General features: G+C 66.4%; 21 protein-coding genes and 1 tRNA gene. 8 read left to right on the plus strand and 14 right to left on the minus strand.

Going from position 1 to position 20,224, the window contains the following annotated elements; all coding sequences use genetic code 11:
• Position 1: 1 nt before the first annotated feature.
• The 3 genes from glyS to ACQY78_RS08955 form a co-directional block, all read right to left on the minus strand.
• Complete coding sequence (gene glyS / locus ACQY78_RS08945) at positions 2-2,053, minus strand: glycine--tRNA ligase subunit beta (protein WP_428684769.1); 2,052 nt, start codon at positions 2,051-2,053, stop codon at positions 2-4.
• A gap of 1 nt (position 2,054) precedes the next feature.
• Positions 2,055-2,984 (minus strand): glycine--tRNA ligase subunit alpha, encoded by a 930-nt coding sequence (locus ACQY78_RS08950; RefSeq protein WP_428686343.1) that lies wholly within the window; start codon positions 2,982-2,984, stop codon positions 2,055-2,057.
• 109 nt (positions 2,985-3,093) lie between these two features.
• On the minus strand, positions 3,094-3,369 hold the full coding sequence (locus tag ACQY78_RS08955; protein ID WP_428684771.1) for a hypothetical protein: 276 nt from the start codon (positions 3,367-3,369) through the stop codon (positions 3,094-3,096).
• 52 nt (positions 3,370-3,421) lie between these two features.
• Here ACQY78_RS08955 and glpD point away from each other — a divergent pair, with 52 nt between their 5' ends.
• Positions 3,422-4,960 (plus strand): glycerol-3-phosphate dehydrogenase, encoded by a 1,539-nt coding sequence (gene glpD / locus ACQY78_RS08960; RefSeq protein ID WP_428684773.1) that lies wholly within the window; start codon positions 3,422-3,424, stop codon positions 4,958-4,960.
• 77 nt (positions 4,961-5,037) lie between these two features.
• Positions 5,038-5,616 (plus strand): Spy/CpxP family protein refolding chaperone, encoded by a 579-nt coding sequence (locus tag ACQY78_RS08965; protein ID WP_428684775.1) that lies wholly within the window; start codon positions 5,038-5,040, stop codon positions 5,614-5,616.
• Between the two features lie 3 nt (positions 5,617-5,619).
• On the opposite strand, the gene ACQY78_RS08970 is transcribed toward ACQY78_RS08965, so the two are convergent.
• Entirely contained in the window at positions 5,620-6,444 is an 825-nt protein-coding gene (locus ACQY78_RS08970; protein ID WP_428684776.1) for an aspartate dehydrogenase, read from the minus strand.
• A 119-nt stretch (positions 6,445-6,563) separates the two neighbouring features.
• On the opposite strand from ACQY78_RS08970, the gene ACQY78_RS08975 reads away from it, so the two are divergent.
• A tRNA-Pro gene (locus ACQY78_RS08975) sits at positions 6,564-6,640 on the plus strand.
• A gap of 80 nt (positions 6,641-6,720) precedes the next feature.
• On the opposite strand, the gene ACQY78_RS08980 is transcribed toward ACQY78_RS08975, so the two are convergent.
• The gene (locus ACQY78_RS08980) at positions 6,721-7,497 is read right to left on the minus strand and encodes a DUF4394 domain-containing protein (protein ID WP_428684778.1); all 777 of its coding nucleotides are present in this window, start codon (positions 7,495-7,497) and stop codon (positions 6,721-6,723) included.
• A 213-nt stretch (positions 7,498-7,710) separates the two neighbouring features.
• Here ACQY78_RS08980 and ACQY78_RS08985 point away from each other — a divergent pair, with 213 nt between their 5' ends.
• Complete coding sequence (locus ACQY78_RS08985; protein WP_428684780.1) at positions 7,711-8,265, plus strand: sigma-70 family RNA polymerase sigma factor; 555 nt, start codon at positions 7,711-7,713, stop codon at positions 8,263-8,265.
• Positions 8,262-8,990 (plus strand): anti-sigma factor, encoded by a 729-nt coding sequence (locus ACQY78_RS08990; protein WP_428684782.1) that lies wholly within the window; start codon positions 8,262-8,264, stop codon positions 8,988-8,990. The genes ACQY78_RS08985 and ACQY78_RS08990 overlap by 4 nt, the downstream gene beginning before the upstream one ends.
• Before the next feature lie 6 nt (positions 8,991-8,996).
• Here the strand turns inward: ACQY78_RS08990 and ACQY78_RS08995 are convergent, their stop codons facing one another.
• The 9 genes from ACQY78_RS08995 to ACQY78_RS09035 all read right to left on the minus strand — a co-directional run bounded on the left by ACQY78_RS08995 (position 8,997) and on the right by ACQY78_RS09035 (position 17,842).
• Positions 8,997-9,956, minus strand: a complete 960-nt coding sequence (locus tag ACQY78_RS08995; RefSeq protein ID WP_428684784.1) for an ABC transporter ATP-binding protein — start codon at positions 9,954-9,956, stop codon at positions 8,997-8,999.
• A complete protein-coding gene (locus ACQY78_RS09000) occupies positions 9,953-10,963 on the minus strand; it encodes an ABC transporter ATP-binding protein (RefSeq protein WP_428684786.1) in 1,011 nt (336 codons plus the stop codon). The genes ACQY78_RS08995 and ACQY78_RS09000 overlap by 4 nt, the downstream gene beginning before the upstream one ends.
• Complete coding sequence (locus ACQY78_RS09005; RefSeq protein WP_428684788.1) at positions 10,960-11,823, minus strand: ABC transporter permease; 864 nt, start codon at positions 11,821-11,823, stop codon at positions 10,960-10,962. Before ACQY78_RS09005 ends, ACQY78_RS09000 begins: the two co-directional genes overlap by 4 nt.
• The gene (locus ACQY78_RS09010; RefSeq protein ID WP_428684790.1) at positions 11,804-12,757 is read right to left on the minus strand and encodes an ABC transporter permease; all 954 of its coding nucleotides are present in this window, start codon (positions 12,755-12,757) and stop codon (positions 11,804-11,806) included. Before ACQY78_RS09010 ends, ACQY78_RS09005 begins: the two co-directional genes overlap by 20 nt.
• Before the next feature lie 35 nt (positions 12,758-12,792).
• A complete protein-coding gene (locus ACQY78_RS09015; protein WP_428684792.1) occupies positions 12,793-14,328 on the minus strand; it encodes an ABC transporter substrate-binding protein in 1,536 nt (511 codons plus the stop codon).
• A 112-nt stretch (positions 14,329-14,440) separates the two neighbouring features.
• Positions 14,441-14,731, minus strand: coding sequence for a hypothetical protein (locus tag ACQY78_RS09020; RefSeq protein WP_428684794.1), 291 nt, complete (start codon positions 14,729-14,731; stop codon positions 14,441-14,443).
• Positions 14,732-14,767: 36 nt separating this feature from the next.
• Positions 14,768-15,532, minus strand: a complete 765-nt coding sequence (locus tag ACQY78_RS09025; protein ID WP_428684796.1) for a sulfite exporter TauE/SafE family protein — start codon at positions 15,530-15,532, stop codon at positions 14,768-14,770.
• Between the two features lie 383 nt (positions 15,533-15,915).
• Positions 15,916-16,692 carry an SDR family oxidoreductase gene (locus ACQY78_RS09030; RefSeq protein WP_428684798.1) on the minus strand — a complete coding sequence of 259 codons (777 nt, stop codon included), beginning with the start codon at positions 16,690-16,692 and terminating at the stop codon, positions 15,916-15,918.
• Position 16,693: 1 nt separating this feature from the next.
• A complete protein-coding gene (locus tag ACQY78_RS09035) occupies positions 16,694-17,842 on the minus strand; it encodes an iron-containing alcohol dehydrogenase (protein WP_428684800.1) in 1,149 nt (382 codons plus the stop codon).
• 48 nt (positions 17,843-17,890) lie between these two features.
• Between ACQY78_RS09035 and ACQY78_RS09040 the strand changes: the two genes are divergently transcribed.
• The 3 genes from ACQY78_RS09040 to ACQY78_RS09050 all read left to right on the plus strand — a co-directional run bounded on the left by ACQY78_RS09040 (position 17,891) and on the right by ACQY78_RS09050 (position 20,222).
• Positions 17,891-18,370 (plus strand): GNAT family N-acetyltransferase, encoded by a 480-nt coding sequence (locus ACQY78_RS09040; RefSeq protein WP_428684802.1) that lies wholly within the window; start codon positions 17,891-17,893, stop codon positions 18,368-18,370.
• A gap of 82 nt (positions 18,371-18,452) precedes the next feature.
• The gene (locus ACQY78_RS09045; protein ID WP_428684804.1) at positions 18,453-19,526 is read left to right on the plus strand and encodes a TauD/TfdA family dioxygenase; all 1,074 of its coding nucleotides are present in this window, start codon (positions 18,453-18,455) and stop codon (positions 19,524-19,526) included.
• 249 nt (positions 19,527-19,775) lie between these two features.
• Entirely contained in the window at positions 19,776-20,222 is a 447-nt protein-coding gene (locus ACQY78_RS09050) for a MarR family winged helix-turn-helix transcriptional regulator (protein WP_428684806.1), read from the plus strand.
• Positions 20,223-20,224: the final 2 nt, after the last annotated feature.

The raw sequence follows: 20,224 nt of genomic DNA on the forward strand, positions 1-20,224 counted from the left end.
CTTAGCCCTCGATCTTCGAAAAATCGGCCACCGCATCCATGGTGGCGCGAATCTGGTTGAGCAGTTTCAGCCTGTTCAGGCGAACGTCCGGCCTGTCAGTCACGTTGACCGTGACCTTGTCAAACAGGGCGTCGATCGGCCCGCGCAGGCCCGCGAAGGCCGCCATGGCGCCCGCGAAATCCTCGGCGGCGAGCGCCGGCTTCACCGCATGCGCCACCTGGTCCAAGGCGGAAGCAACGGCTTTCTCCTCGGCTTGTTCTAGAAGAGCGGACTCGGGCACGCCGGCGATCTTCGCCGCCAGCCCCTTGTCTTTCTTCTCCTCGGCCCGAACGATGTTGGCGGCACGGCCATAGGCAGTCAGCAGGTTCCGGCCGGCCTCGCTGCCGAGGAAATCCTGCAACGCCTCGACCCTCGCCAGCAGCCGGACGAGATCGTCTTCACCGCCCAGCGAGACGACGGCATCCACCACATCGTGGCGGACCCCCTTCTCGCGCATCTGCACCTTGAGGCGTTCGGCAAAGAAGGCCAGCAGGTCATCGGCCTTGAGGAACGGCCTGAGCGGCAGCCGAAGCTTGTTTTCGACCACGATCCGGATGATTCCCAGCGCCGCGCGGCGCAGCGCGAAGGGATCGCGCGAGCCCGTAGGCTTCTCGCCGATCGACCAGAACGAGGTGAGCGCATCGAGCTTGTCGGCCAGCGCGACGGCGATCGACACCGGCGCCGTGGGGCAGCGGTCGTTGGGCCCGGCCGGCGCGTAATGATCGCCGATGGCGTCGGCAACCGATTCCGGCAGCTTTTCGTGCAGCGCGTAGTAGCGACCCATCACGCCCTGCAGCTCGGGGAACTCGCCCACCATGCCGCTCACGAGATCGGTCTTGCACAGCCGCGCGGCCTGCTCGACGGCCGCGGCATCGGCGCCGGGAACTGATTTCGCGATCTCGGCGGCCAGCGCGACGATGCGCTCGACCCTCGCGGCCTGGGTGCCGAGCTTGGCATGGAACACCACCTGCTTCAGCGACGGCAGGCGGCTTTCCAACGTCGTCTTGCGGTCCTGTTCCCAGAAGAACTTGGCGTCGGCGAGACGGCCGCGCAGCACGCGCTCGTTGCCGGCGACGATCGTCTGGCCGCCGTCGCGCGCCACGTTGTTCGCCACCACGACGAACCGGTTGGCCAGCGTGCCGTCGGCCTTGGCCGTCGTGAAGAAGCGCAGATGCACCTTCATCGAGACGATCAGCACTTCCGGCGGCACGTCCATGAACTGGGCGTCGATGGCGCCCAGCATCGGCACCGGCCATTCGGTCAGGCCGGCCACTTCCTCAAGCAGGCCCTCGTCCTCGTTCAGCGTGATCTGCGCATCCGCGCAAAGCTTGCGCGCGCCCTCGAGGATGATCGCCTTGCGTTCGGCGGCGTCCAGGATGACGTGCGCCTCGCGCAGTTTGGCCGCGTAGTCGACGAAGCACGTGACCTCGAACGTGCCCTTGGACAGGAAGCGATGGCCGCGCGTCATGGCGCCAAAGGCGATCGGCGCCATCTGGCCGCCCGGTGAAACCTCGCCTTTCAGTACCTTGCCGTCGAACAATGCGACGATGGACTGAAGCGGGCGCACCCAGTGCATGGTGCCGCTGCCCCACTTCATGGATTTGGGCCACGGCAACGCTTTCAGGGCGGCATCGATCACCGCCGGGAGGGTCTCGGCCGTGGGCCCGCCCTTCTTCGTGATCACGGCGAACCAGAACTCGCCCTTGCCGGTGTCGCGCTTCTCGGCCTGGTCGAGCGAGGCGAGGCCCGCGCCCTTCAGGAAGCCCTGCACGGCCTGGTCGGGCGCGCCGACGCGCGGCCCGCGCTTTTCCTCGCTGACATCATCCCGGACGGCCGGGATGCCCTCGACCACCAGCGCGAGACGCCGCGGCGTCGTGAAGGCCCGGGCCTTTTCGAAGCCGATGCCCGCGCCCTTCAGCCCGTCACAGATCAATCGCTTCAGATCTTCCGCCGCACGCGTCTGCATGCGCGCAGGAATTTCCTCGGAGAGCAGTTCAAGAAGCAACTCGGCCATCTCAGGCAGCCCCTTCGACTACGCTCAGGGCAGGCTTCGTTTGCGTCGCCAGCCACGCTTCGCAGCAGGCCTTGGCGAGTTCGCGCACGCGCAGGATATAGCTCTGTCGCTCCGCCACGCTGATCACACCGCGGGCATCGAGCAGGTTGAAGGCGTGCGATGCCTTGATGCATTGCTCGTAGGCCGGCAGCGGCAGTTTCTTCTCGATCAGCCGGCCGCTTTCCTTTTCGGCGTCTGCGAAGTGGCGGAACAGCATCTCGGTGTCGGCATGCTCGAAATTGTAGGCCGACTGCTCCCGCTCGTTCTGCAGAAACACATCGCCATAGGTCAGCGGCACGTCCGAGTCGGCGCGATTGTACGGCAACTCGTAGACCGACTTCTTGTCGAACAGGTACATGGCCAGCCGCTCGAGGCCGTAGGTGATCTCGCCGGCGACGAGCTCGACCTCGATGCCGCCCACCTGCTGGAAGTAGGTGAACTGCGTGATCTCCATGCCGTCGCACCAGACTTCCCAGCCCAGCCCCCAGGCGCCCAGGGTCGGGCTCTCCCAGTCGTCCTCGACGAAGCGGATGTCGTGCAGCGTCGTGTCGATGCCGATCGCCTGCAGCGAACCCAGGTAGCGTTCGAGAATGTCGGGCGGCGACGGCTTCAGGATCGCCTGGAACTGATAATAGTGCTGCAGCCGCATCGGGTTCTCGCCGTAGCGACCGTCACCGGGGCGACGCGACGGCTGCACATAGGCCGCGTACCAGGGCTTCGGCCCGAGCGCCCGCAGGGTCGTCGCGGTGTGGAAGGTACCGGCGCCCATCTCCATGTCGAAGGGCTGGAGAATCAGGCAGCCCTGGGCCGCCCAATAGTCCTGCAGGGTCAGAATCAGTTCCTGAAAGCACGTCGGCTTCCCGCGTGCTGCTGAGGGGTTCGACACCGGTATTCCCCGAAGCTCTAAAGGCCTTGTATTTCCGCAACTTATGGCCGTTTTTGCGGTGCGGCAAAATAGGTTCCGGCCCCCAGCGGGTCAAGGCTGGTGGCGCGCTGCGGCCTTATAGCCGTGGACGACCGCACTGGCCGCATTTTTCGGCAGTGGTCGAAATATAAGCACCGCAACCGGTGCACTGGACGGTATCCTCGATGACGACGGGTTTGCGCGCCGGTGCGGCGGGCGGCTCAGGCCGCGCGGGGGCAGGCGGCGGGGACGGCGGACGCTGCGGCAGGTCGTTGCCGGTGAAACGGTCGAAAAGACCCTTCCAATGCCGGAAAGTCCTGTACACGCCGTACAAGGCAAGGCCGAACAGCGCAATCTTGAGCAGGAAACCCATGCGGCCTTTTGCGGTTCCTGCAGAACACGGTCAAGCGGGCTATAGGTAGGCGATGAGTGAAACGGAGGAACGGCCGCTCGACCTGTTCGTGGTCGGGGGCGGCATCAACGGGGCGGGAATCGCCTGCGACGCGGCGGGTCGGGCGCTGAAGGTCGGCCTCTGCGAGATGAACGATTTCGCCAGCGCCACCTCCTCGAAGGCGACCAAGCTCATCCACGGCGGCCTGCGCTATCTGGAAACCTACGAGTTCCGCCTGGTCCGCGAGGCGCTGCAGGAGCGCGAGGTCCTGCTGGCCAAGGCGCCGCACCTCTCCTGGCCGCTGCGCTTCGTGCTGCCCTACGAGCCGCACCTGAGGCCGCGGTGGATGCTGCGGCTCGGACTCTGGCTCTACGATCATCTCGACTGGCACATGACCCTGCCCAAGTCGATCCAGGTCGACCTGCCCAAGTCGAAGTTCGGGACCGGCCTGAAGCCCATCTTCGAGAAGGGCTTCGTCTATTCCGACGCCTGGGTGGACGATGCGCGGCTGGTGATCTCCAACCTGAAGTCGGCGCGCGAGATGGGGGCCGCGATCTATGCCCGCCACCGCTGCGTCTCGGCCCGCCGCAGCGACGACGGCAAGCTCTGGAACATCCACCTGGAGGGCCCCAGCGGCGCGCCCGTGCATCTCAAGGCGCGCGCCCTCGTGAACGCCGCAGGCCCCTGGGTGAAGCACTTTCTCGACGAACAGACCGAAATCAAGACGCCCAAGCGCGTGCGCCTCGTGAAGGGCAGCCACATCATCGTGCCGAAGCTCTATGACGGCGACCACGCCTTCATCCTTCAGAACAGCGACAATCGCATCGTGTTCGTGATCCCCTACGAGCGTGCCTTCTCGCTGATCGGGACAACCGACATCGCCGTCGAGGAGGGTGAGCACCCGGTCTGCTCGCCCGAGGAAACCGCCTATCTCTGCGATCTCGCCAGCCGCTACATGGCCAAGCCGGTTCGACCCGAAGACGTGGTCTGGACCTATTCCGGCGTCCGACCGCTGTTCGACGACGGTGACGACAACCCTTCGAAGGTGACGCGCGACTATCATCTCGAGGTCGATGGCTCCCCGCAGGGCAAGGCCCCCATCCTCTCGGTGTTCGGGGGCAAGATCACCACCTATCGCCGCCTGGCGGAACACGCGCTGCGCGACCTCCAGCCCTATTTCCCGCGGATGGGCGGTCCGTGGACCGATGGCCGCGCCGTCTACGACGGCGAGATGGCCGACGCGCCGACCTTCGAAGAGGCCTTCGACAAGTTCGTGGAGGGCGCGGTCGCCAACAAGCCCGGCCTGCCGAAGGATCTGGTGCGTATCCTGGCCCGGCGCCATGGCTCGGGCCTCGAGGATCTGCTCGAGAACGTAAAGACCGTGGCCGATCTCGGCCGCCATTTCGGCGGGTCGCTCTACGAGGTCGAGGTGCGCCATCTGGTGCGCGACGAATGGGCCGTCGATCCCGAGGATGTTCTGTGGCGGCGGACCAAAGAGGGGCTGCACATGACAGCGGAGGAACGCGAGGCATTCGCGCGCTGGCTGGCAGAGCAGCGGTTGAACTTTACATAACTTAACCTTCGCTGCGGGCACGCCAGGCGTCCTCGCTCCGTACGTCAGGAACCACCCCTTCTTCGGCGAGGTTCCCGATGTCGATCCGCTCCCTGTTTCTGCCCACCGCTTTCGTCCTCGCGGCAGGCTTTGCCTTCACCGCGCCAGCGTCCGCCTTCGATCTCCTGGAGGGCGACGATCCGATCGAACTCGCCCAGGCCACCCCGCCCGCACCGCCGCCGCCCGGCCCGCGCGGCGAGCGGGGCCGCGGGGCTGAACGCGCCGAGCGCAGCTTCTCGCCCAGGTCTATGTGTGTCGACATGGTCGCCCGCCGTATCGGCGACCGTGCCTACCTCAAGGCCCGGCTCGAGCTGAAGCCCGAGCAGATGACGGCCTGGACCGCCTTCGAGAAGGTGGCCGACGAGGCCAGCGCCAAGTCGATGGCGCGCTGCCAGACCCTGCCGACCGAGATGAAGGAGCGCCCGACCTATCTCGAGCGTCTCACGATGGAAGAGGACGTCATGAAGGCCCGCATCGCCACGATCGAGGCGGTTAAGCCCCCGCTGACGGCGCTGGTCGCCGTGCTGACGCCCGAGCAGAAGGCCATCCTCGACCGTCCGCGAATGGGCTTCGGCCATCACGCGGGCGCGGCGATGGGCCGCCCCGGCCCGCGCTGATCCCTACCAGTCGCTGTGGCGGACGATCTTCATCAGGTCGTCCGCCATGGTGAGGGCGGTGAGGACGCCGGTCTTGGGATTGTCCGGCATGGCGCGGCCCAGCCGCTCGAGCTTCAGCTCGCCTGAATCGGAGACGACCTCCAGCTTGCTGGCGTTGGTGCCCGGCGGCAGCGTCGGATCCGCCACCAGCTCGATTTCCGTCTTCTCCAGACCGGCGCCACAGAGCGCCACCGTCACCGCCAGATTGGCGTTTTTCGGGTAGAGCCGGCCGGCATCGGCGGGCGTGCCGCGGAAGATCACGGTCGGCTCCTTGATCGACGGCAGGTCGAACTCCGTCTCGGCGGGCGTGCCGGTCCAGGCATGCGGCGGCTTGATCGAGATATATTTCACCCGCTCAAGCTTTCCGAGCCGCATGGCGAGCAGCCCGTCGAGGCCGGCGATGGCGCCCGCCGGGAGGCGCAGGCGCGCCCCGCCCTTTTCCGCCGCCTTCAGATGCTTCTTCCACAGCGCCGGGTCGCCGTAGGCGCCGGTGGCGATCACCATGAAGTCGATGCCCTTCTTCAGGATGGTTTCGCCCCAGTCGCGTACCGCCTGCTGGCTCGCCGCCTCGACCACGACGTCCGGCTTGAGCTTCAGCAGGGATTTCAAGTCGTCGACGACCGCGACCTTCTTGCCGAGCTTCTTCTGGGTGGCCGCGACCCTGCCTTTCCGCACCAGGACACCGACGATATCGATGGGCGGCTTCTTCTCGCGAAACACGTCGAACAGCATCTGGCTGATGGCGCCGTAGCCGATCAGCGCAATTTTCAGCCGTTTTTCCTTCGCCATCTATCCCTCGCGCACCCGAATTCGGCTGCGACTATAGCGGGCGGGCTCGGCCCTTGCGACCCACCGGGGTGGCGGCTATAACCCCGGCCTCGCCGCGGGCCGGAGTCCGCAAATCCTGACGGAGCGTAGCTCAGCCTGGTAGAGCACTAGCTTCGGGAGCTAGGGGCCGGAGGTTCGAATCCTCTCGCTCCGACCAATCGGCGAGACCGATGCCAATGGCACGGTTACGAAAGAACGGCGGACCCAAGGGTCCGCCGTTTTCGTTTCGGCGTGCCGCTACATCTTCGGCAAGATGGCGATGTCCGTGACGACGCCGCCGAGACCCTCGATCTTGGCCACGGGCGTGGCCTTGCCGGTCGCCAGATCGATCGACCAGAGCTGGTCTCCGGTCATGGCCCAGCCTTCGTTCTTCGTGCCGTCAGACCAGATGTCGAAAGCGACGACGTCGACCTTCGGGCCGAGCGCGCCAACCGTATTGAGGATGCCGTCGTTCGGCGGCGCCTGCTTGACCAGCGCGCCCGTCGTGGTGTCGACGTTGAGGAGCGTGGTTTCCTTCGTGCCCTTGACCGAGTTGGTATAGGCGCCGGCCATGACCTTGGGCGCCTTGCCCTTGTTGGCATCGCCGTCGGCATATTTCAGGCTGCCGTCCTTGATGACCTTGCCGTCGTCGACATTGACCCGCAGGCTGGTGCCGTCGCTGCCGATGACGCGCAGCCGGTCGGCGACCGGGTTGAAGTCCACCGTCGCCGATGTGCCGGGCGGCAGCATCGTCTCCAGCTTCGACTTCTTCGTGGCCTTGCCATCCATGGCGATGGTGTAGAGCGTGCCGTCCGCCGCCAGCGCGTAGAGCATACCGTCGGCCGGCCGCACATCGATGCCGACCAGGGCGCCTTCGACGCCGGCAACCTTCATCTTCTTCGTCGCCTTCTTGGTCGCGGTGTCGACGATGGCGATGGTGTCATTGCCGACCAGAGCGGCGACGTCGGCGGCCTGCGCGGTGCCGGCCAGCGTCACCAGGGCCGTCGAAGCGGCCAGGAATGCCTTCACTGTCATTGGGTTTCTCCATCCGTTGCCGACCCATGAGCGGGTCATGCAGCGGATACCGGCCGACCGGTTCGATTGGATGCAGGGGCGAAAAATAATTCGACATCGAGTGTGCGATGCATCCAATTGCCGTTTTCCCAAGTACTCTCAGGGTAGAAAAACAACGGTGCCGACAGCTCTCGATCGGCGCTGAAACGACCGGGCGAGGAAGGGTACTCCCTGATGGCGGCAGTTCTGTCACCCGATCATTCTGCGCTCGAAGCGGAAGTTTCCGCCGCGATCGTGCGATGCGCGGCCGGCGAATCGTCTGCGCTGCGCGTCATTTACGATCTCGAGGCTGCCCGCATGGTCGGCGTGGCGATCCGCATCCTGCGCCGCCGGGAGCTTGCCGAAGAGGCGACGCACGACGCTTTCATGCGCATCTGGCGCAGCGCGCGCAGCTACGATCCCTCGCGCGGCTCCGCCCGCGCCTGGATCTACACGATCGTGCGGAACCAGGCGTTGACGATCCTGCGCGACGAACGGCGCTTCGGCCCCGATGAGCCAGGGGACAACGAATTGCCGGAACCTGGTTCGGCGCTGTCGCGCCTGCCCGAGTCCAGCGCCCTGCGGCACTGCCTGGAACAGCTCGATACCGGCCGCCGCAATGCGATCGTTTTGGCCTATGTGCATGGCTTCAGTCACGGCGAGCTGGCGGGGCGCCTCGGCATGCCGCTTGGCACCATCAAGAGCTGGATACGCCGCGGCCTCGTCTCCCTGCAGGAGTGCATGGGATGACGCCCGACCGCGACGATCGCCCCTACGCCGCCGAATTCGTCCTGGGTCTGCTGGACGCAGAGGCACGCGCAGCCGCGGAGCACCGCCTCGCAACCGACCCCGCCTTCGCGCGGGAGGTGGCCGCCTGGCAGAAGCACTTTGCCGCCTTCGACGACACCGCCGAGCCGGTCGTGCCGAGCGATGATCTGTGGCGCCGGATCGAGGCGGGCATGGCGGCCGCGGCTCCTGCGGCCGCGCCGGTCTCGCCGCCCGGTCTGCTTCACCGGCTCTGGAGCAGCCTCGGCGCTCTCCGGATTGCCGCCCTGTCTGCCACGACGGCCGCCTTTGCCTTGGCGATCGTGACCGCGGTCACCGTGCGTCACGCGCAGGAGGTGGCGGCCCGCAAGCCGGTCTATGTCGCGATCCTGATCGACGATGCGACGCGGCAGGCCGGTGCGGTCGTGAACGCCTTCGCCGACGGACGCGTCGAGATGATCCCCCTCGTCGACATGGCCGTGCCGACGGGCCGCAGCCTGCAGGTCTGGACCCTCTGGAATCGCGAGATCGGACCGCGATCGGTCGGCCTGCTCGACCGCGCCCGCGCGACCTCCCTCGATCTCGAGCGCCTGCCGACCACCGCGGCCGACCAGCTCTTCGAGATCACACTGGAGCCTTCCGGCGGCTCGCCGACAGGTCGCCCGACCGGCCCGATCCTCTACAAGGGCACAACCGCGCGCACGCTGTAGCCGGCCTCAGCCGACCAGTGGGAAGTGACAGGCGACCTCGCGGCCAGCCGCGATCCGGCGCAGCGGTGGCACCTCGTCCGTGCAACGCGGCTGCGCGTGCGGGCAGCGCGTGCGGAAGCGGCAACCCGAGGGTGGATCGAGCGGCGAGGGCGGGTCGCCGGGCTTCAGTTTGGTATCGCCCAGAGGCACGTCCGGATCCGGCACCGGGATCGCCGCCATCAACGCCGCCGTGTAGGGATGCGCCGGCGTGGCAAACAGCGAGTCCGAATCGGCCACTTCGCAAAGCCGGCCGAGATACATGACCGCCACCCGGTCCGACACCGACTTCACCACCGCCAGATCGTGGGCGATGAACAGGAGCGTCAGGCCGAACCGCGCCTTCATGTCCTCCAGCAGATTGACGATTTGCGCCCGGATCGAGACGTCGAGCGCCGAGACCGGTTCGTCGCACACGATCAGGCTGGGCTCGAGCACGAGCGCGCGCGCGATGGCGATGCGCTGGCACTGGCCGCCGGAGAATTCGTGCGGCCTTCTGTTCCAGACCAGGTCGGGATCGAGCCCGACCGCCTCCATCACGGCGCGGACGCGGCGGGTGCGTTCGGCGGCATCTGACACGCCCGACACGATCAGCGGCTCGGCGATGATCTCGGCGACCCTGCGGCGCGGATTGAGCGAAGCAATCGGGTCCTGGAAGATCATCTGAAGGCGCGGCCGCACCGCCCGCAGCGCCTGGCCACGCATCTTCGTGAGGTCCTGGCCGTCGAACACCACGGCGCCGGCCTTGGGCGGCGGCAGCTGCAGCAGAGCGCGCGCCAGCGAGGATTTTCCCGAGCCGGACTCGCCGACCAGTCCCAGGGTCTCGCCCTGCTTCACCGAGAGCGTGACGTCGCTCACGGCATGGACGTGGCGGCCGCCTCCCACCGGGTATTCGACCACGAGATTCTCAATGAAGAGGAGATCGCTCATGCGGCCTCTCCCGGCTCCACGCCGCGCGGATAGAAGCAGGCATAGCCGCGCGCGCCATCCATCGTCAGTGCCGGCTGCTCGGCGTCGCATTGCTCCGTGCGATAGAGGCAGCGCGGTCCGAAGGCACACCCGCCGCTGCGCCGCGCCAGGTCCGGCGGCCGGCCGGGAATGGCGCTGAGCCGCGTGTGCGTCGGATCGGTGAGCCGCGGCAGCGAGCGTAGCAGCGCCTCCGTGTAGGGCATGCGCGGCGAACGGAAGATGTCGCGCGTCGCGGCCGTTTCCACGGCGCGGCCGGCATACATCACCATGATGTCGTCGCTGCGGCCGGCGGCTACGCCTAGATCGTGGGTGATCAGGATCATTGCCATGCCGCGCTGGCGCTGCTCGCCCTGCAGCAGGTCGAGGATCTGGCGCTGCACGGTCACGTCGAGCGCCGTTGTCGGCTCGTCGGCGATCAGGAGCTTGGGCGCGCAGGCAATCGCGATGGCGATGGCCACGCGCTGGCGCATACCACCTGACATTTCGTGCGGATATTGCCGCGCACGGCGGTCCGGCTCGGGGATGCCGACCTCGTTCAGCAGTTCGATGGCACGGCGCGCGGCCGCCTTCGCGTCCAGCCCGCGGTTCAGCCGCAGCCCCTCCCCGATCTGGCGGCCGATCTTCATCACCGGATTGAGCGAGGTCATCGGATCCTGGAACACGATGCCGATCTCGGTGCCCAGCACCTTGCGAAAATCCCGCGGCGACAGGCCGCGAAGATCGCGTCCCTCGAACAGGACCTGGCCGGCCACGCCGGCGCCCGAACCTGCCCCGACCAGCCCGATCAGCGAACGCACCAGCACCGACTTGCCCGATCCGGATTCGCCCACGATGCCGAGCGTCCGCCCCTCGTGCAGGTCGAACGACACGCCATCGACGGCGCGCAGGGGACCGCGCACGGTGGAGAAGCTCACCTGGGCGTTGCGCACCGACAGGAGCGGCGCCTGCGTCACCGGCTGGACACTCACAGCGCCGACCTACGCGGATCGACCATGTTACGCACCATGTCCCCCAGGAAATTGAGCGACAGGACCGTGGCGAACATCACCGCCGCCGGGATCAGCGCGGTATGCGGCGCCACGTCGAGCGCCTCGCGCCCGTCGGCGATCATGCCGCCCCAGCTCGGCTGCGGCGCCGGGATGCCGAGCCCCAGGAAGGAGAGCGCGCCTTCGGCCACGATGATCACGCTGATCGCCACCAGCCAGAAGGCGAACATCGGCGGCAGGAGGTTGGGCAGGATCTCGCGCGTCAGGATGCGCCAGTCGCTGGCGCCGACGGTGCGGGCGGCCAGCACAAAGTCGCGGTTGGCCCAGGCCAGCGTATTGGCCCGCGACACCCGCGCCGCTGCCGGGATCGACAGGATGCCCAGCGCCAGGGTGACGTTGAACAGGCTCTGCCCGAGATAGGCGGTGAAGGTGAGCGCCAGCACGAGCGACGGGAAAGCCAGCAGGATATCGATGAAGCCGACCGCCAGCAGGTCGACCTTGCCGCGGAAATAGCCGGCGCTCATGCCGATTGCGCCGCCGATCAGGAACCCCAGGAACGGCGCGCAGATGCCGACGATCAGGGAAGTGCGGGCGCCGTAGATCACGCGCGAGAGCATGTCGCGTCCGAGATTGTCGGTGCCCAGCAGGAATTCGGCAGAGGGCGGCTTGCGACGCAGGATGAGTTCCTGCGCCGACGGATCGGGCAGCCCGATCCAGTCGGCCGTTATCGCGAGGAAGACCACCAGCAGCATCCAGCCCATCGGCAGGGCGAGCGCCCAGTGCCAGCGGCGGCGCGGCCGGGTCGCGGCGACGACGGCGCCCTTAGCTGCGGAAGCGGACATGACGAACCCTCGGGTCGAGCACGGCGTAGAGCATGTCGACCAGGAAGTTGATGACCACGAAGCCCACCGCGATGAAGGCCACGGTGCCCTGCACGAGGATCAGGTCGCGGTTGAAGATACCGCCCAGCAGCAGCCTGCCGACGCCGGGCAGGGCGAAGATCTGCTCCACGATCACCGCGCCGCCGATCAGCCCGCCGATATTGAGGCCGAGGATGGTGATCAGAGTGAACGACGAGGGACGCAACGCATGCTGCAGCAGGACCCGCCATTGCGGCAGGCCCTTGGCCCGCGCCAGCAGGATGAAATCCTCCTTGAGCGTGGTCAGCAGGTCCGAGCGCAGGACGCGCATCAGCACGGTCCACTCGATCAGGCCTAGGGTCAGCGACGGCAGGATCATCGATTCGAGATTGTCCCACAGGCCCTCCGACATCGGCGTGAAGCCGGTCGCCGGCAAGAGGTCGAAGGAGACCGAGAAGAGGTAGATGAGGACGATGCCCAGCATGAAATTGGGCATCGCCAGGAAGCCGAAGGCGGCCGAGGCCGAAATGCGATCGAAAAGGCCGCCGGGCCGCCGCACCGAAAGCAAGGCCACCGGTATCGCGATCCCCAGGGCGATGACCTGCGCCATCACCATGAGCTGAAGCGACACCGGCAGACGGTCGAGGATCGCCTGCACCACGGGCTCGCCGCTGCGGTAGGAGCGGCCGAGGTCGCCCGACAGAGCCGAGCCGAGCCAGTCGAAGTAGCGAACCAGCATCGGTCGATCGAGGCCGAGATCGGCACGCAGCCCCGCAATGTCCTCGGGCGTCGCGAGACTCCCCAGGATCACGATCGCCACGTCACCCGGCAGGATGTTCACGATCACGTAGGTCAGCAGGGTGACGCAGAACAGCACCACCGCCAGCCGCACCACCTGGCGCATGAGCCACGACATCGGAAACGCCTACGCTACCCGACTCGACACCATCCCTACTTGGTGAGCCACGCGCCCTCGACCTGTACGGCGCCGCCGCGCAGCCCCGGAATGCCATGCACGTTGGCGCGGGTGATGGCGAAGTCGATGTTGCTGCCGGACCACAGCCAGACCGCGTCGTCGTTCAGGATCTTGATGAGGTCGCAGTAGGCTGCCTTGCGCTTGTTCTCGTCGAGGCTGGTGCGACCGACCAGCAGCAGCCGGTCGACTTCGGCATTGTTGTAGCCGGAGAAGTTGATCGGGCTCTTGGAGTGGAAATTGGCGAACATCTGCGGATCGACGTCGGCCAGGTCGATGATGCGCCAGCCGGTGACCTGGAAGTCGCGCGTGAGCGCCTCCTTCACCAGCTGCGTCTGGTCGACCGGCTTGATCTCGACGTCGATGCCGGCCTTCTTCATATCGGCCTGGAAGACCTGTGCGCCCTCGCGGCCGCGCGGTGAGGCGGTGACCGTCATCGTCAGCTTCACGGGCTTGCCGTAGTCCGCGATCAGCTTGCGCGCCGCTGCCGGATCGTACTTCAGCGCCCCGCTATCCTTGCACTCTATACCCGAGCTCGGCCCATACGGATCGTCGTAGACGGGACGAAGACCCTGGGTCAGCACGGCGGCGTTGGCCTTGCGGTTCAGGGCCATCGAGACGGCCTGGCGCACGCGCTTGTCGTTCAGCGGCTCGCGCTGGGTGTTCAGCGGAATGACGAGCGCGCCGCTGCCCACCCAGGTCAGCACACGCAGGTTCTTGTCCTTCTTGGCCTTGACGATGTTCTCGGCGCGATCCTCCCAGATCACCTGGACGTCGCCCTTCACCAGGCTGGCGTAGCGGGCATCGGAATCGGGAAGCGGCCGCACGGTCACGCGATCGAGATAGGGCCTGTCCTTGTCCCAGTAGTCGGGGTTGCGCTCGGCAACCAGCCGGTCGGCGGCGCGCCATTCCTTGAACACGAACGGGCCGGTGCCGACGGGATTGCGGTTGTAGTCGGCGCCCTTCTCCTGGGCAGCCTTCACCGAGATGATCAGCGTCGTGACCGTGGGCTGCGCCAGCGTTCGCGGCAGGGCGGCATTGGGCCCGCGCATCTTGAACACGGCGGTCAGATCGTCCGGCGCCTCGACCTTGTCGATGGCGAGATAGGCGCGGCCGGCGAAGCGGTTCGCCGGATCGAGCAGGCGGTTGAAATGGTCGGCCACGGCCTGGGCGGTGAACGGCGTACCGTCGTGCCATTTCACATTCGGTCGGATCTTGGCCGTCCAGACGCTGCCATCCTCGTTGGGCGTCATCGACAAAGCGAGCGCCGGCAGCAGGTTGCCCTTGTCGTCGAGCCGCATCAGCGTCTCGTAGAACAGCGAAGCCGCCGTCACCGTCGAATTGGAATAGACGCCGGCGCGGACCGGATCGAAGCCTTCGAAGTCGCTCTCGACGCCGATCGTCAGGGCGCCGCCGCGCACCGGTGTCGCGGCCGGCGCCTGGGCGAAGACCGGAGCCGCCAGACCGACGGCGAGCGCCGCCACCAGACCAAATCTGCGTGAAAACAGTGCCATTCAGGCCCTCCCATGGATCGCGCCGTTAACCGGCATCAACTCTATGGGCGGCAAGATAACGCGACGTTCAGCGCAAGCCTAGAGGATTGCGGAGCGCCTGAAGTCTCGCAGGCTACATGCAGTACGCCTGGGCCGCGACGACCGCGTTCAGGCCCTGCATTTCCTGCGGTGACAGGTTCGACGGGTTGAGCAGGTTGCCGCTCACACTCACCGACTGGTTCGACTTGCGCAGGCCGAGGATCGCGTTGGCGCGCTGGTCGGCGGGGATGCGCCCGATGATGCACTGGCACATCTTCTCGGAGGCCGTGACCATGCACTCCTTCAGAAGGTCGTCGGCGCGGGAGGCGGACGACAGGCCCACGGTCAGGACGAGAGCAGTAAATCCGGCGGCGATGATACGCATGCAAATCTCCATGGCTGATGCATCTTACACCGTCTCTCAGCTCACCAGCCAGTTCCTCAAAAGACCGAACAGGCCGGTCAGGAATAGGATCGTGAGGGCGACGTTTCGGTAAAGCCGCTCGCTGGCGAGACCGTGGAACATCCGCCCGCCGGCCCAGGCGCCCACGACCATGACCGGGAACAGCACGACCGCGCGGACCAGCGCATCGACTCCCGCCACGCCGGTCGCCAGCACGATCACGATCAGCAGGAACTGCGTCAGGAAATAGTAGGTGACGATGTTGGCGCGGTTGACCTGCGGCGGATCGTTGCCCGACAGGAGATAAAGCAGCACCGGCGGCCCGCCGACGCTGGTCGTCGCCATCATCGCGCCCGAGACGGCGCCGACAATCAAGGTAGCCACGGTCGACCGCCGGCCGGTGTATTTCCAGCCGGTCCACATCAGCAGCACGAAGGCCACGATCACGGCCGACACCGCCGTTACGATCGTGTTCTTGTCGACACTCGCCAGCAGCCAGACGCCTGCGGGCATGGCCAGGCACGCCGCGAGGCTCATCGGCGTCAGCAGTTTCCAGTCGGCATGGCGGCGGACCTGCGGGAAGAGCTGCAGCGACACAACCAGTTCGATGGCGACGACGGTCACCACCATTTCGGCCGAGCCGAACAGGATGGCGAAGATCGGCGCCATCAGCATCGCCGAGCCGAAGCCCGCGAAGCCGCGCATCAGGCCGGCGATCAGCGTCACGCCCAGCGCGGTCCACAGACCGGTCTCGGCGAACAGGGATTGGATGTAGGGGATCATGGAGCGACGGACTCGAGAAGGAAGAAGACGTTCGACGAAGATGATCCGCGGCCCTCGTCGGGCGGCGGATCAGCCAATAACTCGAAACGTCGTAAGTCGCATCATGATGGTCGGAGTGTCGACGAAGGCGAGAGAACCGTCAACATTGCGCCTCAGCGCGTCTCCTCCCCCGTTTGACGGCAGGGCGATCGCACGTGAGCTGAAGCGCCGTTGCAGTTCACTTTTCAAGAAAGCGAAAGGTCCCTCACTGCGGTCGGGATGACACCATTTGTCCGATTGGCGCACTGCGCAAATCTAGACAAATTGTCATCCCGACCGCAGTGAGGGACTTTTACCTCATATGCGATTGCCTGCGTTTGGCGGGGAGGAAAAGTAGGTGTCGCTCAGCGCTTTTCCTGCCCCTCGCCCGTCTTGTCGCGCAGGCGGCGCATGCCGCGCAGCCAGCGGTCGCGGTCGAGCTTGCGCACCATGTATTCCTTCACTTCGGGGTGCGGCAGGATCAGGAAGCGCTCCTCGTCCATCGCCTCGATCACCGTCTGGGCCACCGCGTCGGTGTTGATCACGCCGTCGACCGAAGCCGCGGTCGCACCGGCCATGCGCAGCATGTTGGTGTCGACCGCCTGAGGGCAGAGCACGGAAACGCGGATGCCGCGGTCGCCGTACTGGATGGACAGATGCTCGGCCAGCGCCACGCCCGCCTGCTTGGTGACGCCGTAGGGCGCCGAGCCCATCGAGGCCAGCAGGCCGGCCGCGCTCGCTGTGTTGAGCAGATAGCCCTCGCCGCGCTTCAGCATCTGCGGCACCAGCGCCCGTGCGGCATAGACATGCGCCATGACGTGGATCGCCCAGGAATCGGCCCAGTCCTTGTCGGTCGCATCCTCGTGGCCGCCGCGGCCGATGCCGGCGTTGGAGAAGAAGATGTCGATCTCGCCGTACTTCTTCTCCGTCTCGGCGATAAGCCGCTTCACCTCGGCTTCCTGCCCGATGTCGCCCGCCACCGCGAGGGCGCCGATGTCCCTGGCCACCTTGTCGAGTCGGCCGGCATCCATGTCAGCCACGACCAGCCCCTTGGCGCCTTCCTTCGCAAAGCGCCGCGCGATGGCCTCGCCGATGCCGCCCGCCGCGCCGGTGACGACGCAGACCTTGCCCTTGACCTTCATGTCAGCCCCACGATTGTTCGATCAGGTCGATGTACTGCGCCTTGGTCGGCTGGCGCGGCGTCGAGAGGTGGCAATGGTCGCCCATCGCGCCGTCGGCGATCTTCTCGATCGTGTCCTGCGCCAGCCCCGCCGCGCCCAGACCCTTCGGGATGCCCAGCCGCTCGTTGAGCGCCGACACCGCATTGGCCACGCCGTCGGCATTGGCTTCGCTTTCAGGCAGGCCCATCACCTGCGCCACGCGCTTGAACTTGTCGCCCACCGCCGGCTCGTTGAAGCGCAGCACTGCGGGAAGATAGATCGCGTTCAGCGTGCCGTGGTGCAGGCGGTAGCCCTTGAGGCCGCCGGTCGGGTGCGAGAGCGCGTGCACGGCGCCCAGGCCCTTCTGGAACACCATGGCGCCCTCCATGGCGGCGACCGCCATGTTGTAGCGCGCCTCGCGATCCTGCCCGTCCCTGGTCGCACGCTCGACGTACTTCCAGGCCTTCTCCAGGCCGTCGAGTGCGATCGAGTCGGCCGGCGGATTGAAGACGTTGGCGAGGTAGCATTCGATATTGTGCGTGAGCGCATCCATGCCGGTGCCGGCCGTGAGATGCGGCGGCAGGCTCATCGTCAGTTCCGGATCGATCAGCGCCAGCCGCGGGATCAGGTAGGGACTGCCAATGGCGAGCTTGCGGCCCGAATCCATGATGATGACGCCGCCGCGGCTCACTTCGCTGCCGGTGCCGGAGGTCGTCGGGATCGCAACCATGGGCGCCACCGCCGCGGTGATCTTGCCCGCCCCACCCTCGACGAACGAATAGGCCTGCAACGACGGGCCGGGATGCGTCGCCATCAGCGCGACGGCCTTGGCGAGATCCATCGGCGAGCCGCCGCCGATGGCGATGATGCCGTCGCAGCCCTCTTCCTTGTAGATCTTGAGCGCGTCGCGCATGGCGGCTTCCGTCGGGTTCTCCGGCGTGCCGTCGTAGATCGTGATCGGCATGTTGCCGGGCAGCTGTTCCTTGACCTTGGCCCACAGGCCGGCCGCGATGACGCCCTTATCGGTGACGATCAGCGGGCGGCGCATGCCCATGAGCTGCAATTCGGCCTCGAGCAGCTTCAGCGCGCCGAAGTCGAACTGGATACGGGTCAGGTAGGTGATCAAGGCCATGTACTTTTTCCTCTCGATTTTGCGCGGAGCCTACGCGAGAAAGTGCGCATGATCGACACCCTCGTCCTGCGCACCGGGACCGCCGGCGATGCGGCCGCGATCGCCACCGTAATCGCCGCGTCGTTCGCCCAATATCGCGGAAGGCTCGTGCCGGAGTCCGGCGCCTTTCGCGAGACGCCCGAGAACATTGCCGCCGAACTCGAACGGGGCACCGGCGCGATCGTCGCGGAGCGGAACGGCGAGATGGTGGGCTGCGTGCTGGTCGAAGAGGTCGAGGGCGATTTGTATTTTGGCCGTCTCTCGGTCATGCCCTCGGGACGCGGCCAGGGTCTGGCGAAGCGATTGATCGACGCGGTCGAGGCCGAAGCCCGCAGGCGCGGCCTTTCCGGCGTACGCCTGGGCGTGCGCATCGTGCTCACGGACAACCAGCGCCTCTTCCAGGCGCTCGGCTACCGCGAGACATCGCGCGAGGCCCATCCGGGTTTCGATCAGCCGACCTCGATCAACATGCGCAAGGCGTTGTTCTGATCGAGAATTTTCCCAGACCGCGCACTGACGTGACCGATTGACCGTTGAGCAACCGGGGTCCCGGTCTGCTAGTCTGAACGGTATGAGCAGCCGCATCCCCCTTACCGGTCCGTCCGTCTGGCATGGCCAGGACATCAAGAATTCCACGCGCTGGATTCGCACTCTGACACCCGATGGGATCGACGAACTCGATGCCGCCCTCAAGGGCCTGCGTGGCATGGAATGGTCCGAGATCACGCGCGGAGATTTCCACCTGCCGACCCTCGACGAGCTGTTCGACGACATCGCCGACGAGCTGGAGAATGGCAGCGGCATCGTGAAGCTGCGCGGCATTCCGGTCGGCCGCTACAGCGAGGAGGACCTGCGGCGCCTCTACTTCGCCATCGGCACACATGTCGGCACGCCCGTGTTCCAGAACCGCAACGGCGAGCTGATGCGCGCCATTCGCGACGAGGGTGCCCATGTCGGCCGAACCTACGGCGAGACCAAGGACGAGAAAGGTTCGACCTTCCTCTCGTCCTACGCCCGCACGCTGACCAACGGCGCGCTTCGCTTCCATACCGACCGCACCGACGTCGTGACCCTGCTGTGCGTGCGCCAGGCGCGCGCCGGCGGCGTCAGCAAGCTTGCGTCGACGCCCGCCATTCACAACGCGATGCTGGAGCGCCGGCCCGACCTGCTCGAACTGCTGTTCCAGGATTACTGGCGCAGCCGCTTCGGCGAGGAGGGCACCCAGAAGGACGGCGAGGCGACGACGCGCGAGACCGCCTACCCGCTGCCGATCTTCGGCCTGCGCGACGGCAAGTTCACCTCGCACTATTCGCTGACCTTCATCGAGGCGGCGCAGATGGCGCCCGGCGTGCCGAAGCTCACCGACGCCCAGCGCGAGGCGATCGACGTGCTGATGAAGACTGCCGAGGAGCTGTGCTTCGAGATGACGCTCGAGCCCGGCGACCTGCAGCTCATCAACAGCCACGTCACCTATCACGGCCGCACGCCGTTCGAAGACGACGCCTCGAGCGGCCATGACCGCATGCTGCTGCGTCTCTGGCTCACCATGCGCAACAACCGCCCCCTGCCCCAGGGCCACGAGGTCCTGTGGCAGGAGATCGAGGCCGGCCGCCCGCGCGGCGGCATCCGCCAGATCGAACTCTAGTCATTGCCGGGGGCGCGCCACTGCGCGCGGGGTAACCCCCGCGCTGAAGTGGCGCGTCATGAGCGGTGTGGCCCCAGGTTCGAGCGGTATCTAGCTACCGCAAACCCGGGAGCCTCCCTCCGTTTCGACTGTTTTGGTTATTTCGCATATTTCGTTTGCGCCGGTGGACGATATCGCCGGGCCGCAGCTTAATGCGCACGCAAAGTAGTTGACTAGGCAATCACCCTAATATAGTTTCCTAGTCAACGCATGACATCCGATCTCGAAACCCACCTGGGCTACTGGCTGCGCTTCGTCTCCAACCATGTCTCGCACGCCTTCAGTCTCAAGCTGCAGGCGCGCGACGTTACCGTTGCCGAATGGGTCGTGCTGCGCGAGCTGTTCGACCTCGCCGATATTCAGCCCAGCGCATTAGCCGATCGGCTCGGCATGACCCGCGGGGCGATCTCCAAGCTGGCCGACCGGCTGATTGCCAAGGAATTGATCGCGCGCACCGCCTCGACCGAGGACCGGCGCCAGCAGACGCTGTCGTTGACCGACGAGGGCCGCACGCTGGTGCCGAAGCTGGCGGAACTGGCCGACCGCAACGATGCCGAGTTCTTCGGCCATCTGGAACCGGCCAAACGCGCGGCGCTTGAGAACGCGCTGAAGGAGATCGTGCGCCGCCACGATCTCAAGACCATCCCCACCGAGTAGGA

It is taken from the genome of Reyranella sp., assembly GCF_965279625.1.
Lineage (GTDB): Bacteria > Pseudomonadota > Alphaproteobacteria > Reyranellales > Reyranellaceae > Reyranella.